This window comes from Nitrosomonas sp. Nm33 (assembly GCF_900107265.1).
Taxonomy (GTDB): domain Bacteria; phylum Pseudomonadota; class Gammaproteobacteria; order Burkholderiales; family Nitrosomonadaceae; genus Nitrosomonas.
Genome location: NZ_FNPJ01000017.1, coordinates 16,116 through 31,587 on the forward strand (window position 1 = coordinate 16,116; position 15,472 = coordinate 31,587).

A 15,472-nucleotide genomic window follows, 5' to 3' on the forward strand; every position below is an offset into this window, starting at 1 on the left:
CGAACACTCCAAGCGCAAGGCGGATGGAACGCAGCGACAAGAAAACGAACGGAGTAAGTTTCGATAAAATGAAGTTTTAGCGAAACTACGTTTTAGCGTAGCTACATATCAAATAGATAGGCGAGAAGCGAGAAGCGATTTCTTCCAGGTAACTTAGAATGGAATCATTATTTCAAAGGTAACTCCATTTTCATGACGTCCGGTTTTTCCTCTTTGCGAGCTGAAATATAAGCGTGATCCATCTGGGCTAAAAGCTGGCCCTGTTATTTCAGAGCGGTCATGACCGACAAGTTGTAGCAAGGGTTTGATTGTTTCACCTGATAAAATCACGATCTGCATATCTCCGCCATCCTCTGCGACCAGCAGCTCGCCTGCGGCATTGGCAGTAATATTGTCAACCCCGCTCAGTACGGGTGAAGCATAGTGTGCAGCGTCGTAAATGATATCAAGGTTGTTATGAAGGGTGTCATAAGCCCATACCCGATTATCGCCTTTGGTAGTGAAGTAAACGATTCCCTGGTGATACCAGATCCCTTCACCGCCATTAAAATGACTGCTTTGTTTTATTTGCTTGCGTGTGGCAATTCTTGTCCCCTCAGGGTCAGATAGGCGATGCCAGCATACTGTTTTCTGACGATCACCGAGTATTTCCGCTACTTCCAGAAAACCATCTTCCAGATCAGGGTGGCCAGTTGCGTTGAGTAAATTGGGGGTATAACGATAGAGACAGCCATCAGGCTCATCTTCGGTGAGGTAAAGCTGTTTATTTTTTGTGTCGACAGCCACGGCTTCATGGTTGAAGCGTCCGAGAGCTCTTCTGACTTGTGCCGGTTTTTCCCCAAAGGGATCACATTCCCAAACTAGACCGTGTTCAATTTCTTCGCAAGACAGCCATGTTTGCCAGGGCGTAGCTCCACCGGCGCAATTGCGGTTGGTATTTTCCAGAATAGAATAGGCGTTGATCAACTTCCCATTGTGATCAAAGTGAAGCGCGCCTACTCCGCCAGCGTTATTTTTCATTTCGCTATTGGAGACATAAATCCAGCCACCCTCATCGGTAGCAAAGGTGGCGCCCCCATCAGGTGCAGCGTGCCAGGAATAACCAAACAAATTTTGCCCTGAATAGGCAACGATGCGAGAGGAATAGCCTTGGGGTAGGCGAACCCCATTCTGGTCAGGTGCTTGCAGGGGACCAATTGATGCAAGGTTTGGCATGGCTGCTTTGCTAGTGCTGACAACCAGCAAGTTGTGTACTAGCAGGGTAGTTAACCCGACACCGCCATATCGAAGCAATTTGCGGCGCTGAAAATCGACATGACTATTTCTCATAAAAAATTATTAGCTAATTTGTTTCAAAAACAGTGATAGGCGATTGACACTGCTGCATCAGTTGTACAAACGGAATAAGTGGATCAGGGTTCTTGATTAATCGATCGAGTAGTTGTCTTTTGGCAATACCGGTAACGACAAGAGCAATATGACAGCTGCTGGCCAGTACCGGCAGTGTCAGGCTGATGCGCAGACTCGGTGCGAGCGGTGGTTCAGCTGCCTGGCATAAATAGGGGGTATCTTGATCGAGAATCATTCCAGGAAACAAGGAGGCAATATGTCCATCTTGTCCCAATCCCAATACTGTTAGATTAAGCGGCCGGGGGAGTTGGCAGAGTCGTTCATGAACCGTAGTCAGTGCCTCGGATGGATGAGCATGCGAGGTCTTCAATCCGATGAAGTGGGCTTTCTCTGCCTGGTCTTTTAAAAAATAGTTGCGTACCAGCCGTTCATTGGAGGCGTCTGCTTGAGCTTCTACCCAACGTTCATCGCTTAACGTAATATAGACACGTTCCCATGGCAAGACTTTGCGAGCTAGTGCAGGCAGGTAGTCACGTGGTGTTTGCCCACCTGGCACAACCAAGCTTACTTTATTGTTTTGCATGAGCGCATTGCGCAGAATCAAGGTAGCAGAATCAGTAAAAGCAGCAACCAGCTCATGCATGCTGTTATGGAAGTGACGTTCAATCATATTGTGAGCGAGCACAAATCAGGAACAATCCTGACATGCCCGGGAAAAGGATTCTCATCACCTGGGCGGACCCGGCCCAGGAATGCAGTTCCGTTCAAAGTGGCGCCCTGATAGTCAGCCATGGCATCACCAATCATCAGAACTCGCTCGGGAATGAGCGCATAGGTAGTCAATATATTAGCAATCAAGGTCTGTTTGGATAGCGGAGAGCCTCGCACTTCAGTGAAGTAAGATGACAGACCACGTCGTTCAACAATCGTTTTGAGTTCATTTTCCGGTGTGCCAGAAGCGACAAAGAGGGGAATCGTTGCAGCTGCCTTTTGAATCAATGCTTCAGCACCTGGCACAGCCTGGCTCGCGATAACAGCTTCAATCACAAGTTCGGAAAAACGTTGATCAAGTAATTGTTCTTCTTCCATTGTCAAGAATGGTTTACCCAACAAATGCTGCTGAAAATAACGGAACTTGTGGTAACGGGACATCCCGCCGTTTTGCCGGTGATAGCGAACGACTTCTGTGACCACATGCTCGCCATGGGAGCGATATAGTTCAGCAAAAGCCTGAGTTTTGATATCGCCGGATTCAGCGATTACGCCATCAAAATCGAAGATAATGGCTTGCCAGTTTTTCATGCTCATCTTCAGGCTTTATTGTCAGAGGTGGAAGGTGTAGCGTCATCATCTTCATCAGCATGATGGATGTACTGGTGAATTTCCCTAAGGCAATCAAGCAACCCTTGCCCCAGATCAACGTGTTCATTGAGTACCAGTTTACGTCCGATGCGAGGCTGAAATGCATAAGGAGTGATCTCGTAATGGTGTACAACGTTAGCCTCCTCAAAATGCAATTCAACTGGCCATGGCATGATTTCAGAGATCATGGTCATTACGTCGCGGATGCGCAGTTTTTCTTGACCTGTCAAGATCAAGTGGCGATTGGCAAACTCTGGAGCGAGCACTTGCACACTCATCCGGGCAGCATCTTCGACATGGATGTATTCACGCATGGCGTTTCCACTGCCGTGATAGGTGATAGTATGTTTTTGAACGGCTTCATGCAGCATCCGATAAATTCCATTACGCAGATCGGCACGTCGACCATATAATGAGCCATAGCGCAAAATGGTATATTCCAATCCATAACGTTCATGATAAGTTTCGGTGAAGCGTTCAGCTGCCTGTTTGCTGGCGCGATAAAATGAGCCAGATTCAGAATACACATACACGCTGCTGGCAAAGATGAAACGGCGTGCGCCAACTAATCGTGCTGCTTCTAGTACATGCATGTTCCCAAGAACATTAATGGTAGCAGTAGCCAGCGGTTTATCATGCGCTTCATCGATATCGGCAATGGCAGCAAAATTGTAGACGACAGAAGCGCCTTTTGCCGCTTCGATCGCTTGCTCGATATCCATTATGTCGCCAACGATCATTTCCTGATCGGGTTTTTGGTAAGGAGAGGATGAACGATCAAATAGGCGAACCCGATAGCCTGCTTCCGATAGCGCATCTGCAACATGGCTACCTAAAAAGCCACTAGCACCAAACACGACAGCAATTTCATCAGATGCTAATTTATTTTCCATCAATTAACCCTATGTTGACTAAGCCACGCAATAAATTGTCCGCTGCTTCCAATTCCATGCGATGGCGTGATTCTTTGGCAAGTGAGCCAATGTGTGATGTTACCGTGATATTGTCGCATTGGAGTAGAGGACCTTGATATGGTTCCTGTTCGAATACATCGAGTGCAGCTCCACCTAAATGTCCCGAAACCAACGCTTGATACAGGGCGGTTTCATCAACTAATCCTCCCCGTGCTGCATTGATAACGATAGCGCCTGCTTTCATGCGTTTGAACGCAGCAGCATCTAATAGATGGTGGGTAGCGATGCTATAGGGGAGATGGAGACTAATGATATCCGCTTCTGCCAAGAGTTGTTCCAATGGCATAAGCGTGACACCAGCGGGCGCTTGCGGTAGATAAGGATCATGCGCGATTACGGTCGCTTCAAAAGCTTGACACAACCGTGCGACACGCCGGCCAATATGCCCCAGGCCGATAATGCCAACTGATTGAGCAGCAAGCAAATGTCCTTGCATGCGTGGCCATTCGCCAGCGCGCAACATACGGTCAGTCTGGTTTATTTGTCTGAGTATGGCGAGTATCAGCCCCAGTGTCAGTTCGGCGACTGCCTGGGCTGGCGCTTCAGGAGTATTAGAAACAGCTATGTTATGCTGTTTGGCGGCAGCTAAATCAACGCTATCAAGGCCGGTTCCGCAACGCGAGATAACCTTGAGGCAGTTAGCAGAGGCAAAAACACGTTCAGTGAGGGGTTCAATACCTGCTAACAAGCCCACCGTGTCATTATCCAATAGTGCAATAATTTCTTCTTCAGTTAACTTGCGGCGATGAGGATTAGTGATAATAGTTATTCCAGCTTTGAGCAAATGCTGGATGTACGGGTTGTTGTCAATATCGAATGAAGAAGTGGAAATAACGACTTTACTCATAGCTGGGATCTTATGGTTTGCATGTGATTGCGGCAGAGCGTATCAAGAATGCGGATATCGAGGCTGTAGCCAAGAAAATTAAAGCCTGTGTTAATACGTTGCTGTAACACATTCGGTTCAGGCTCAATGACATGAATGCCTCCTGGTTTGCGCAGGCGATGTCCGGCATCCAATATCTGCTTGATGGCATCTTGCACTTGTGGATGATCAAGCTCGCCTGGTCGCCCCATTGATCCGGATAAATCATAAGGACCAATGATATAAGCATCTATACCTGGAACTGAAAGAATCGAATCAATGTTATAAACAGCGTCTACATGTTCGATCATGACGATGATCACTGCATTATTTTTCAACCACTGCCGATATTCATGAAAACGAGCACCATAACCTTGTGCACGTGCTAATCCTACCCCTCGTTTTCCTTCCGGAGGATAATACACGGATTCTACTGCTGCTTGAGCATCTGCGGCAGATTTGATCATAGGCACCATAATGCCCGCTGCACCTGCATCCATGACGCGCTTAATCTGATCCGGATGATTGGAGGTAAGTCTGACAATTGCTGGGCAACGCTGACCATCGAGCACCTGTATAATTGTCTGCACTTCGCTTAATTCCAGCACGCTATGCTCCATATCCAGTACTAACCAGTCAAAGCCGGCTGAAGCCATGATTTCGGCAATGGCGGGATGTCCAAGCGTAATCCATGAACCAATAGTCAATTCGGAGCGTGCAAGCTTTGCTTTCAATTGCATGAAAAGTCCTTAAAAATCGTTAATAGCTGCTAAGCAATGGATCTGATTCCATCAGCTTGGCGACACGTGCCAGATCGGCTTCAGTATCGACGGCTTGGCTGTTGAATTCAGTCTCTACCATCTTGACTCGGATGTTGTGTTCCAGTAGACGCAGCATATCAATTGATTCAAGCTGCTCCAGTGGCGTAGTGGGTAATTGAGCATATTCAAGAAGGGTGGCGCGTCTAAAAGGAATGATACAAACCTGCTTATAGGCAGAAGTTGAGGCAAAACCTGATTTGGTCAATGTAGGAATAGGCTGGCGCGACATATAGAGTGCATCACCTCGTTGATTCATAACCACCTTAATAGTATTGACGCCATGGAAATCAGCTTCGTTTTCAATGCGCCGAACAAGGTTGACACAGCCCAGCTGTGGATCTGCACGAAACGGGGCGACCGCAGTGTCGATCATGTGAGGGTGGGTCATGGGTTCATCACCCTGGACCATCACAATGAGTTCTGCATCCATGCCAGTGACAGCTTCTGCGACACGATCACTCGCACGCTCATGCTTATTTGAAGTCATGATGGCAGGTGCACCAAAAGCTTCTGCCGCTTGACGAATTTCTTCATCACAGGTAGCAATATAGGTAGCATCAAGTGCGTTACTTAAAGCAACGCGTTTATAAACATGCTCTAGCATGGTGCGCCCAAGCAATTTAGCAAGGGGCTTGCCTGGGAAGCGTGATGATCCCATTCGTGCGGGAATAATTGCAATTGTTTTCATGATAAGTTAATGGTTGGTAATGATTTATTTATCGGGATTAATAGGCTGAAGCGGCCAAGTTTAAGCTATAAGAAGACTATTTCATTTGTCCCGAAAGAATTTATTGAGGATGGTCAAACGTCTTGAAAAATGAAGTAGCTTGGCTGCTTTTTTGATAAATAAGGAACTGGACGTGTAAAATTGCTCATATGGATTTTACGCATAATTTCTACTGCCTGATTTTCAGAATATTTATTATTTCTGATCTGACTCATAAAAATTGTAGACATATTATTCTTCTTAAACGCTTGTAATCATAACATAGGTATGAAAGCTCTCTTTTTTCTTCGTCATTATAACGACATTGATCATATTACTCCCATCATCTCCAAGTGGATCGATGCGGGTCATACTTGTGATGTGATTTTGATTGGCGCTAAGCGATTCCGTAATGATTTTCGTATTTCTTTTTTAAGTAAACTCGCAGGAGTTAGGGTCGCGCATATCCGCGAATTATTCTCACCTTTTCAATTTCTCAAGTGGCGATTGCAGATGTTATTGTTGACGGGCAATTTACGTCGCTTGTTTATCGGATCTTTTATCCGCTTGTTAGCAGATATTTACGATGCTAAGCGGCGTGCACCACTATGGCGAGCTACTGCAGAGCACATACTATCGCGTAGTTTTGAACATTCCGACAAGGGTGTGGTTGCTTTTGACTGGATTGAAAGAAACTCTGTGATTGCTGTGGAGTGGGTTGAGACTGTTGTGGTCATGGCGCGAGAAAGGGGGCTAGGTACGGCTTCATTGCCACACGGTGATAGTCCGCATGCCAACCAGCTTATCCGTCGAGGAGAGTGGCGTGTTGGCCCTGATTCTTTATTCTCAACTGCCCAGATCTTCGATAAGCTGGTGGTTCCAAATGAACTTTGTGCTAAACGCTTCCGACCTTTTTTGGAAGAACGCTCGATCGCCATATTGGGGTCACCTCGCTATAGTAAAGAGTGGTTAGCCAAATTGGCGAAACTGATGCCCCTTTCGCCCTTAACTCGCTCGGATGGTCGCCTCAAGATAGTCATGTTTCTGAGAAAGGCGAACTTTACGACGTTCTGGGAAGAAGTGAATGAGGTCGTGCATATGATTGCTGCGTTCCCCGAAGTAGAGCTTGCCATCAAGCCTCACACGCGCAGTGGATGGAAACAGTCTCTGACCAAGGACAGAGCCCTGAAGCAATTGCCGAATGTAACCATAGCAGGCGATGAGGTGCATTCCATTCATTTAATGAACTGGGCGGATATTTGTATTGATTTGGCTACTTCAGTGGTCTTTGAAGCTGTCAGAGTTAAGAAACCGGTATTGGCTGCGGATTATCTTCATGCAGGTCGATCTGCCATCGCCGTTTACATGCCCGAGACTGAATTACGTTGCCGTGATGATGTGTATGAAAAAATAAATAAATTTCTTTCTCAGGGCTGTCATGATTTCTACATTGAAAAACATCGTCAACATTTTCTGCGAGAAATGCTCGATGTATCAGGACCAGAGGTATTGCCTCGTTATGTAGCATTGCTTGAGGCAGTTGCGGAGCGCGACTGAAGTTATTAACAAGACTTTATTTTGATGAGGTAAATGAGTTTGCGATCCTTATGGACTGCAATAAAATATGTCTTTTCGATTAGTTTTCTGAAAAACTTGGCAGTAGCTGCTTATTGGGTTAAAGGCGGCTATACCAATATAAATGTCAGAGGGTTATCTATTCTGATTACTATAGATCACTGGCGGATTCTTAAACGAGCAAAGACTTATACGATTAAAGAACCGGATACCTTGGATTGGATTGATAGTTTTGATCCAGAGTCATGCTATTTCGACATCGGTGCCAATATAGGTCAGTATTCGCTTTATCCGGCCAAAAAATACGGTCGTGAAGTTGAGATATATGCATTCGAGCCTCAGAGCAATAATTACTACGCGCTTAACAAAAATATTTTTTATAACAATCTTAAAGACCGCATCAGTGCTTATTGTATTGCAGTGTCAGGCAAGAGTGGATTCTCCAAATTGTATGTACCTAAATTTATTCCAGGTGGGAATCGTTCCCAATTCGGAGAAGAATTGCTGGATACCATGAAAGCACCTACTTCACATATTCAAGGTATGTTTGGTGTAACTTTGGATGATTTATGTAGCAAGTGGGGCTTTCCTTATCCAAACTATATGAAAATTGACGTCGATGGGATAGAAATTTCTATCCTTAAGGCGGCAGAGAAAGTATTAAGTCACCCTAATCTTAAATCAGTGATCGTTGAACTTGGCACGCCTGCAGAACAACAAGAGGCAATTACAATCATGAAGCAGGCAGGGCTTGAGTTGAAACAAAAATCGACTAAAAATTGGGGTGAAACCTGTTTTATATTTGAGAAAAATAAAATTTCTTAAATCTCTTCTTGAAGTTTCTATTAACTTGATTTTCTTTCATGAAAGCCCTTTTTTTCCTTCGCCATTATAACGATATTGATCACATGACGCCGGTTATTGCTAAATGGGTGGAGCGAGGTCATGTTTGCGATATTGTCATGATTGGTAAGAAGCGATTTGATGGAGATTATCGTATCGAATTTCTAAAAAAATTAGCAGGTGTACGGATTGCTCATCTGCGTGATTTATTGTCATTGGTGGAATTCACGAAATGGCGTTTGCAAACTTTACTGCTCGTTAGAAGTTCGTATAGATCTTTTTTGGGCCCGCTGGTCAAGGTATTGGCTAGGCTTTATCATGCTAAGCGACGCAAAGCGACTTGGTTGCGCACTACTCGATATTTACTGGAAAGAAGCTTTTCCGACGGTAGAAAGGGGGTAGTTGTATTTGATTGGATCGAGAGAAATTCAGAAATTTGTGTCGAATGGGTAGAGATTCTGGTGGGTATAGCTCGGAGCCAAGGGCTTGGAACGATTTCGCTTCCGCACGGCGACAGTCCTCATGCAAGTCAATTGATACGACGTGGTGAATGGCAGCTAAAGCCCGATGCATCATTTTCGGCCGCAGGAATATTTGATAAAGTTGTTGTGCCGAATGAGTTGTGTGCCAAGCGTTTCCGCCCTTTTCTAGATAATCAGAAGCTCATTGTGTTAGGTTCACCTCGATACTGCGAAGAGTGGTTAGCCAAACTGGCAACGCTTATGCCTTCATCACCGTTAAAGCGCTCTGATAGCCGACTCAAAATTGTAATCTTTCTAAGAAAAGCCAATTTCACAACTTTCTGGGAAGAAGTGGGTGAAGTAGTGCAAATGATTGCAGCATTTCCTGGTGTGGAATTGGCGATTAAGCCTCATACGCGCGGTGGCTGGAAACAATCCTTGACTAAGGATACTGCTCTGCAACGTCTGACAAATGTAACCATGATAGGAGATGATATTCATTCCGTCCATTTGTTGCAATGGGCTGATGTCATCATTGATCTAGCTACTTCAGTTGCGTATGAAGCAATTAGAGCAGGTAAGCCTGTCTTGGCTGCTGATTATTTGCATGCAGGGCGTTCTGCTGCAGCGGTGTATATGCCGGAAACTGAGCTGTATTGCCGCGATGATGTGTATAAAAAAATCAATGAATTTCTTACAAATGGTTATCAGTCTCATTATGTCGAATCACATCGGCAACGGTTCATAAAGGAGATGTTAGATGTACCGGGTACTGATGTTTTGTCTCATTATGTGGCATTGTTGGAATCCCTGGTTGAAGGAAAATAGCTTATTTAGGTTTTATTGATCAAACTCGTTTCTCGTTTCGCATCTTCAATTTCTTTAAGAAAACAGATTTTCAAGGCATCAGAGCTTTTCCTCTTTAAAAAGTAATTTATTAATGACTGACATTTCAAATGCGTGAAAATCGAATCAGTCTATTTTGCCCGGGAGAGGGAATACGTGTGAGCGGTTGGCGTGACATGTTTGCAAAATGTGCGCTAGCCTTCTTTTGCATAGCTTTGTGGCAGAAGGGGTCTCTTTCTTATGCTTTCTTTCTTTTGGCATTTGCATGGATAATTGATGGAGGTTTCCAGAAATTCAGCAGACTGATTGAGGAGCCTTTAGCCTTGGGCATACTGGTATTTTGTGGCGTATTAGTTTTGGGATTGCTTTGGGGTGACTATTCAGATACTGGTCAGAATAAATGGAAAAAATATTTTATTCTTCTGACATTTATTCCTTTTCTTTCCTTGCTGAATAAAGAGCGATTACCCTGGGTGATTGCTGCTTTCTTGATCGGCTATTTATGTGTGTTATTGACGGGTGGCTATCAGTGTATAGTTTCAGGAGAAAGTGGAGTACCCTTTTTCGAAATCTCATACCTTGCTTTTTCAGCTATGTTAGGAATTGGAATCATTTTGATGGCTTTCTTAGGTAGTATCTGCCAGGTAAGGAAAATAACATTATTATATTGGTTTATTGCATTTGTACTACTTTTTTTACAATTTCATCAGAGCGCAAGGGGATTACTGCTAGCTACGGTACTTGCTTTATTGCTTTTAATTTTTCTACGCTATAGATCTCAAGGTAAGATATTTCTTGGTATTTTAGCTTTGTTTATGACTGTGATTCTCTTGATTGCGATGAGCAGTAATGTTTTCCAGGAAAGATTAAAGCTCATAGAAAGAGATCTGAGTTCAGTCTTGCAAGGCAACTATATGACTAGCTTAGGTTATCGTCTCGCAATATGGGATGTCGGGGTGCATGGGATTGCAGAGCGACCTTTGTTAGGGTATGGAACAGGTATGCCGGAAATATATTTTGAAGAGACCATACAAACCTACAAAAATGGTATATATAAAAATCTACCAGAATTCCAAAAAACTTCGCATTACCATAATGACTGGATTGAGATCGGTATGCATTTGGGAGGACTTGGTATTTTTGCACTCATTTTTCTACTGTGGAGCTGGTTTCAAACATTAAAGATCTACCAGCTGAGTTTGCTAGGGGTCATATTAATTTGCTATGTATTTCTAGCAGGATTGACAGATACATTTCTACTTTACAACAGGATACCAATCATCCTGCTAGTCGTCACGGCAATAGTGATTTGCTGGCAAAAACCAATAGAGCCAAAACGCACAATCAGTTAAAAATATAAAAAATTTATAGTGATCTAATTTTAGTTTAAATTTAGGTTTTTATGTTTAAGGAGGAGTGGATAATGGCAAAAATACAGTCTCCAACAATGGAAAACCCAAATGTTTTGCTTCCAGTAAATCCTGCAATTGAGAAATATATGCGCAGTCTAGTGAAACAAACTGATCATCCAGTATTGATTGAAATGGAAGCCTTGGCAAAGCAGAAAAATTTTCCGATTGTCGATCGTTTGGTGGGTGTTTCCTTGGAAGTGCTGGCAAAAATGATTAACGCCAAGCGTGTGTTTGAGTTTGGCAGTGGTTATGGTTATTCTGCTTACTGGTTTGCAAGAGCAGTTGGTCCCGAAGGGGAAGTGGTATGTACTGATGGTAATGCTGCTAACAAAATGAAAGCAGAGCAATATTTATCCTCAGCTGGTTTATGGGATAGGATAGATTTTCATGTTGGTTATGCCCAGGAAATATTTTCGCAAACAGAGGGTATGTTCGATATTTGCTACAACGATGTCGATAAAGGCGAGTATCCTAACGTCTGGCAAATGGCAAAAAACCGAATCCGGCCGGGTGGTCTATACATCGCAGATAATGTACTTTGGCATGGACAAGTTGCAATGGAAAATTTTACTGACATTGTTTCGAACTGGACAGAAGCAATACTCACGCATAATCAGCTGATTTTCAATGATCCTGAGTTTGATGCTTTTATCAATCCAACGCGTGATGGTGTTATCGTGGCAAGGCGAAAAATGGCATAATAAAAAGTGTGAATAAAAAGATCAGAGTGAAGTGATTTGAGTTCTTTTTATGTTTATTAATCAACTTATTTAAATTATTCAGAGAGGAATATTTATGGAAATTCATGTTTACGATACCTATGTAAAGGCCAGAGATGGGCATATCATGCATTTTGATGTATTTACTTCTGTCAAGGACGAGAAGAAAGCAATTGAATATGCTAAACAATGGCTAACTTCGATTGGGGAAGGGGAAGCAGTCGTTACTAGCAAGGAATGTAGATTCTGTCATAGTCAGGGTGCACCTGATGATGTTGTTGAGGCAATCAACAAAGATGGTTATTTCATATATAAGATGGAAGGCTGTAAATAGTAATGGCTGGACGAAGGGAAACAGCTGATAACTTTTAGGATTTTTATATAATGAGACTGACTTTTGTAAAGCAATTTACCTTTCTGACTACGCTCATGATGAGCGGATTAGTCTATGCAGCTGATCCAAAAGTGATTGGTGAATTCAATGATTGGACTGCTTATGTTTATATGGAAGGTAATAACAAGGTTTGTTATATGGTTAGCAAACCTAAAAAACAAGAAGGAAATTATACCAAGCGAGGTGATGTTTTTGCTCTTGTTACACACAGGCCTGCAGAAAAAAGTAAAAATGTCTTCAGTTTTGTTGCTGGCTATCCATTCAAGCAAGGTAGCGAGGTAACGGTGAGTGCGGGTAATCAGAATATTAAGCTATTCACTCAGAATGAAACAGCCTGGGCACCTGATGAAGAAACTGATAATAAGCTAACCAATGCGATTCGTAGTGGTAGCTCATTAGTTATTAAAGGGATATCTGCACGTGATAAAACAACGACGGATACGTTTGGATTAAAAGGTTCATCTTCTGCTTATGGCGCTATTTCCAAAGAATGTGGTATTAAATAGCTATTTCTGTGGTTAATAAAATCCAGGGTAATATGTTGTACCAGTAGCCTACAGCTTATAAATATAAAAAGTAATATGAATGACAAAATAACTATTTATCAGAAGCCTACTTGTAGTAAGTGCAGGACTACGCTGGTATTACTGAAAGAAAGTGGAGAAGAATTCGATAGTGTCAATTACTACGAAAAGCCTATGACAGTAGAATTGTTGCGCGAGCTTCTCCACAAGCTGAATATGTCAGCACGTGATATTCTGCGCGCAGAAGAACCTATGGCTCGTGGTACGGAATCTGCAACTGATGAGGAGTTATTGCAGCTGATGGTAAAAAATCCGGATCTGATCCAACGCCCTATCGTAGTGCGAGGTGATAGGGCAATATTAGGCAGGCCACCAGAAAATGTGAAAAAATTATTAGAGCAATAGAAAAATAATTTTTATTTGCTAAAGAGAAAAGGCGGTCAAAGCTTTGCCTTGCCGCCTTACTAATAACTTATAGCTCCAAGTAAAGTTTATTCTTCCGTCACGCTACTTGTTGTATTACGAGTAGGAAGTTTTTCGCGAATTCTCGCTGATTTACCAGAACGACTTCTTAAATAATAAAGTTTTGCTCGACGCACATCGCCCCGACGTTTTACTTCAATACTGGAAATAATAGGGGAATATGTCTGAAAAGTGCGCTCGACACCTTCACCACTGGATATCTTGCGTACAATAAAAGATGAATTAAGACCACGATTACGTTTGGCGATAACAACACCTTCATATGCCTGAACGCGCTTGCGATCACCTTCCACCACATTTACATTGACTACAACTGTGTCACCAGGAGAGAAACCCGGGATAATTTTACCAAGACGCGCTATTTCTTCTCGCTCTAATTGTTCGATTAAATTCATTCTTTTCTCCTAATATTTTATGGGATTAGTTTATTCTAAATTTTGAGTTCGTTTAAATTCTTCCAATAATTCTTCTTCTTCCTTGGAAATGCCCTGTTTGTATTTGGACTCCAATAAATCAGGCCGTTTTAACCATGTTTTACCAAGAGATTGCTGCAATCGCCAGCGATTTATTTTTGCATGATCTCCTGAAAGCAAAATAGGGGGTACGGAATCTCCCCGATATATTTCTGGTCGTGTATATTGTGGATATTCTAGTAAATTATTGACAAATGAGTCTTCTCTGGCTGAATCAGCGCTACCAAGTGCTCCAGGAATTTGCCGCACTATACTATCAATCAAAACCATTGCCGCCAGTTCACCCCCTGAAATAACGTAATTTCCAATTGAAATTTCTTCGTCTACCTGGCGCATGATTATTCGTTCATCAATCCCTTCGTAACGGCCGCAAAGTAATATCATTCCCTGTAACTTGGATAATTGTAAAATTTTCTCATGATTAAGAAGTTTACCTTGTGGGGAAAGATAGATTACTTTTGTTTCGTTTATTCCTTCTGCTAGCTGCCTTGTTTTGGCATGGGCTATAGCCTCATCCAGAGGTTGGGCTAGCATTATCATGCCTGGCCCTCCACCGTATGGACTATCATCTACTGTGCGATAATTATCTTTTGCAAAATTACGTGGATTCCAAGTATGCAATCGAAAAATTTCATTCTTGCTTGCTCTACTTGTTATGCCATATTTTGTAATGGCATCAAGCATTTCTGGAAATAGCGTAATGACGTCAATTTCAAATGACAAGATTTTATCCTCTGTCAGTAATCCATCCCCCAATCAATCGTTATTTTGCGGGCTTTTAAATCTATGTCGACAATAACCTGATCAATAAAGGGGATCAATCTTTCTTTCTGACCTTCTCTCGCAGATTGGACCTGTAATACATCGTTGGCTCCCGTTCTTAATAAGCCAATTACGGTCCCAAATTCTTCATTCTGTAAATTAAACACACTTGTTCCTATGAGATCCGACCAGTAGTACCCTTCTTTGCCATCCTCAGCTAGATGGGGCAATTGGTCGCGAGGAACTGCTATCTGCATACCTTTTAATTGTGTTGCTTGAGTTCGATCAAGATATCCTTCAAACGCAACGATCAATTTGTTGTCATGAATATTGTATGATGCAATATTCATTGGTGACCAAGTATCATCACCTTTGCTTAGCCACCATACAGGATAAGCAAGCAAACTCTCGATATTTTCAGTATAGTGAACGATCTTAACCCAACCCAGGATACCAAAAGGACCCATAATATGACCCATGGTTACCATGGATTCAGTTGAGCATTGATTGATATTAGTTTTCTTGTGTAACTTTTTGTTGTGCACCAAATTGTTTTACCAGTCTTGTTACCGTACTGGATAATTGAGCTCCTTTAGATTGCCAATGCGTGAGTCGATCCATTTGAATACGCAGCATTTCCTCGTCCCCAGCTGCTCGGGGATTATAAAAACCAACACGCTCAATGAATCTACCATCGCGTCTGTAACGAGAATCTGCAACTACCATATTGAAAAAAGGCCTGTTTTTAGCGCCGCCGCGCGCCAGTCGAATAATAACCATATATTAATTGTATATTAACAAATCGAACTTAAAAACTGGTAATTTTATGGTAATTTTCTGTAGCTTAGCAAGCTATAAAAATATAAAAATAAAAAACTTATTGGATTAACATGATTTGATAG

19 protein-coding genes are annotated in these 15,472 nt (G+C 42.7%); 8 read left to right on the forward strand and 11 right to left on the reverse strand.

Features of this window, described 5'->3' with window-relative positions:
• Nucleotides 1-153: 153 nt before the first annotated feature.
• The 7 genes from BLV54_RS05540 to BLV54_RS05570 are packed head-to-tail and all read right to left on the reverse strand — an operon-like array spanning nucleotide 154 to nucleotide 6,060.
• A complete protein-coding gene (locus BLV54_RS05540; protein ID WP_090568945.1) occupies nucleotides 154-1,329 on the reverse strand; it encodes an alkaline phosphatase PhoX in 1,176 nt (391 codons plus the stop codon).
• Nucleotides 1,330-1,342: 13 nt separating this feature from the next.
• Nucleotides 1,343-2,035: a 6-phosphogluconolactonase gene (gene pgl / locus BLV54_RS05545; protein WP_090568948.1), complete on the reverse strand. Its 693-nt coding sequence runs from the start codon at nucleotides 2,033-2,035 to the stop codon at nucleotides 1,343-1,345.
• Nucleotides 2,017-2,652: an HAD family hydrolase gene (locus tag BLV54_RS05550; RefSeq protein ID WP_090568952.1), complete on the reverse strand. Its 636-nt coding sequence runs from the start codon at nucleotides 2,650-2,652 to the stop codon at nucleotides 2,017-2,019. Before BLV54_RS05550 ends, pgl begins: the two co-directional genes overlap by 19 nt.
• A gap of 8 nt (nucleotides 2,653-2,660) precedes the next feature.
• The gene (locus tag BLV54_RS05555; RefSeq protein WP_090568954.1) at nucleotides 2,661-3,605 is read right to left on the reverse strand and encodes an NAD-dependent epimerase/dehydratase family protein; all 945 of its coding nucleotides are present in this window, start codon (nucleotides 3,603-3,605) and stop codon (nucleotides 2,661-2,663) included.
• Entirely contained in the window at nucleotides 3,595-4,533 is a 939-nt protein-coding gene (locus BLV54_RS05560; protein WP_090568959.1) for a phosphoglycerate dehydrogenase, read from the reverse strand. Before BLV54_RS05560 ends, BLV54_RS05555 begins: the two co-directional genes overlap by 11 nt.
• Nucleotides 4,530-5,291, reverse strand: a complete 762-nt coding sequence (locus tag BLV54_RS05565) for an HpcH/HpaI aldolase family protein (RefSeq protein WP_090568962.1) — start codon at nucleotides 5,289-5,291, stop codon at nucleotides 4,530-4,532. Before BLV54_RS05565 ends, BLV54_RS05560 begins: the two co-directional genes overlap by 4 nt.
• A gap of 19 nt (nucleotides 5,292-5,310) precedes the next feature.
• On the reverse strand, nucleotides 5,311-6,060 hold the full coding sequence (locus BLV54_RS05570) for a 3-deoxy-manno-octulosonate cytidylyltransferase (RefSeq protein WP_090568965.1): 750 nt from the start codon (nucleotides 6,058-6,060) through the stop codon (nucleotides 5,311-5,313).
• Between the two features lie 306 nt (nucleotides 6,061-6,366).
• On the opposite strand from BLV54_RS05570, the gene BLV54_RS05575 reads away from it, so the two are divergent.
• From BLV54_RS05575 to BLV54_RS05610, 8 genes are all read left to right on the forward strand, one after another.
• Nucleotides 6,367-7,635, forward strand: coding sequence for a hypothetical protein (locus tag BLV54_RS05575; RefSeq protein ID WP_090568967.1), 1,269 nt, complete (start codon nucleotides 6,367-6,369; stop codon nucleotides 7,633-7,635).
• Between the two features lie 96 nt (nucleotides 7,636-7,731).
• Nucleotides 7,732-8,478, forward strand: a complete 747-nt coding sequence (locus tag BLV54_RS05580) for an FkbM family methyltransferase (protein ID WP_256329167.1) — start codon at nucleotides 7,732-7,734, stop codon at nucleotides 8,476-8,478.
• A gap of 38 nt (nucleotides 8,479-8,516) precedes the next feature.
• Complete coding sequence (locus tag BLV54_RS05585; protein ID WP_090568973.1) at nucleotides 8,517-9,785, forward strand: hypothetical protein; 1,269 nt, start codon at nucleotides 8,517-8,519, stop codon at nucleotides 9,783-9,785.
• 128 nt (nucleotides 9,786-9,913) lie between these two features.
• Nucleotides 9,914-11,155, forward strand: a complete 1,242-nt coding sequence (locus BLV54_RS05590; protein ID WP_090568977.1) for an O-antigen ligase family protein — start codon at nucleotides 9,914-9,916, stop codon at nucleotides 11,153-11,155.
• A gap of 71 nt (nucleotides 11,156-11,226) precedes the next feature.
• The gene (locus tag BLV54_RS05595; RefSeq protein ID WP_090568979.1) at nucleotides 11,227-11,916 is read left to right on the forward strand and encodes an O-methyltransferase; all 690 of its coding nucleotides are present in this window, start codon (nucleotides 11,227-11,229) and stop codon (nucleotides 11,914-11,916) included.
• 94 nt (nucleotides 11,917-12,010) lie between these two features.
• Nucleotides 12,011-12,268 (forward strand): DUF2024 family protein, encoded by a 258-nt coding sequence (locus tag BLV54_RS05600; protein WP_090568982.1) that lies wholly within the window; start codon nucleotides 12,011-12,013, stop codon nucleotides 12,266-12,268.
• A 50-nt stretch (nucleotides 12,269-12,318) separates the two neighbouring features.
• Nucleotides 12,319-12,834, forward strand: coding sequence for an invasion associated locus B family protein (locus BLV54_RS05605; protein ID WP_090568985.1), 516 nt, complete (start codon nucleotides 12,319-12,321; stop codon nucleotides 12,832-12,834).
• Between the two features lie 75 nt (nucleotides 12,835-12,909).
• Nucleotides 12,910-13,257 (forward strand): arsenate reductase family protein, encoded by a 348-nt coding sequence (locus BLV54_RS05610; protein ID WP_090568988.1) that lies wholly within the window; start codon nucleotides 12,910-12,912, stop codon nucleotides 13,255-13,257.
• An 86-nt stretch (nucleotides 13,258-13,343) separates the two neighbouring features.
• Here BLV54_RS05610 and rplS read toward each other — a convergent pair whose 3' ends face one another.
• Genes rplS through rpsP form a run of 4 tightly spaced genes read right to left on the reverse strand, consistent with a single transcriptional unit; the run spans nucleotide 13,344 to nucleotide 15,350 of the window.
• Nucleotides 13,344-13,730 carry a 50S ribosomal protein L19 gene (gene rplS / locus BLV54_RS05615; protein ID WP_090568991.1) on the reverse strand — a complete coding sequence of 129 codons (387 nt, stop codon included), beginning with the start codon at nucleotides 13,728-13,730 and terminating at the stop codon, nucleotides 13,344-13,346.
• A gap of 30 nt (nucleotides 13,731-13,760) precedes the next feature.
• Nucleotides 13,761-14,531 (reverse strand): tRNA (guanosine(37)-N1)-methyltransferase TrmD, encoded by a 771-nt coding sequence (trmD, locus tag BLV54_RS05620; RefSeq protein WP_090569044.1) that lies wholly within the window; start codon nucleotides 14,529-14,531, stop codon nucleotides 13,761-13,763.
• Nucleotides 14,532-14,545: 14 nt separating this feature from the next.
• A complete protein-coding gene (gene rimM, locus BLV54_RS05625; RefSeq protein WP_339389417.1) occupies nucleotides 14,546-15,049 on the reverse strand; it encodes a ribosome maturation factor RimM in 504 nt (167 codons plus the stop codon).
• Between the two features lie 34 nt (nucleotides 15,050-15,083).
• Nucleotides 15,084-15,350: a 30S ribosomal protein S16 gene (gene rpsP / locus BLV54_RS05630; RefSeq protein ID WP_090568996.1), complete on the reverse strand. Its 267-nt coding sequence runs from the start codon at nucleotides 15,348-15,350 to the stop codon at nucleotides 15,084-15,086.
• Between the last annotated feature and the right edge of the window lie 122 nt (nucleotides 15,351-15,472).

What these genes read in the sequence shown, in the direction of transcription:
- BLV54_RS05540 (WP_090568945.1), bottom strand. Translation starts at nt 1,329, where the DNA reads ATGAGAAATAGTCATGTCGATTTTCAGCGCCGCAAATTGCTTCGATAT.
- BLV54_RS05550 (WP_090568952.1), bottom strand. Translation starts at nt 2,652, where the DNA reads ATGAAAAACTGGCAAGCCATTATCTTCGATTTTGATGGCGTAATCGCT.
- BLV54_RS05555 (WP_090568954.1), bottom strand. Translation starts at nt 3,605, where the DNA reads ATGGAAAATAAATTAGCATCTGATGAAATTGCTGTCGTGTTTGGTGCT.
- BLV54_RS05560 (WP_090568959.1), bottom strand. Translation starts at nt 4,533, where the DNA reads ATGAGTAAAGTCGTTATTTCCACTTCTTCATTCGATATTGACAACAAC.
- BLV54_RS05565 (WP_090568962.1), bottom strand. Translation starts at nt 5,291, where the DNA reads ATGCAATTGAAAGCAAAGCTTGCACGCTCCGAATTGACTATTGGTTCA.
- BLV54_RS05570 (WP_090568965.1), bottom strand. Translation starts at nt 6,060, where the DNA reads ATGAAAACAATTGCAATTATTCCCGCACGAATGGGATCATCACGCTTC.
- BLV54_RS05575 (WP_090568967.1), top strand. Translation starts at nt 6,367, where the DNA reads ATGAAAGCTCTCTTTTTTCTTCGTCATTATAACGACATTGATCATATT.
- BLV54_RS05585 (WP_090568973.1), top strand. Translation starts at nt 8,517, where the DNA reads ATGAAAGCCCTTTTTTTCCTTCGCCATTATAACGATATTGATCACATG.
- BLV54_RS05590 (WP_090568977.1), top strand. Translation starts at nt 9,914, where the DNA reads ATGCGTGAAAATCGAATCAGTCTATTTTGCCCGGGAGAGGGAATACGT.
- BLV54_RS05595 (WP_090568979.1), top strand. Translation starts at nt 11,227, where the DNA reads ATGGCAAAAATACAGTCTCCAACAATGGAAAACCCAAATGTTTTGCTT.
- BLV54_RS05600 (WP_090568982.1), top strand. Translation starts at nt 12,011, where the DNA reads ATGGAAATTCATGTTTACGATACCTATGTAAAGGCCAGAGATGGGCAT.
- BLV54_RS05605 (WP_090568985.1), top strand. Translation starts at nt 12,319, where the DNA reads ATGAGACTGACTTTTGTAAAGCAATTTACCTTTCTGACTACGCTCATG.
- BLV54_RS05610 (WP_090568988.1), top strand. Translation starts at nt 12,910, where the DNA reads ATGAATGACAAAATAACTATTTATCAGAAGCCTACTTGTAGTAAGTGC.
- rplS (WP_090568991.1), bottom strand. Translation starts at nt 13,730, where the DNA reads ATGAATTTAATCGAACAATTAGAGCGAGAAGAAATAGCGCGTCTTGGT.
- rimM (WP_339389417.1), bottom strand. Translation starts at nt 15,049, where the DNA reads ATGGGTCATATTATGGGTCCTTTTGGTATCCTGGGTTGGGTTAAGATC.
- rpsP (WP_090568996.1), bottom strand. Translation starts at nt 15,350, where the DNA reads ATGGTTATTATTCGACTGGCGCGCGGCGGCGCTAAAAACAGGCCTTTT.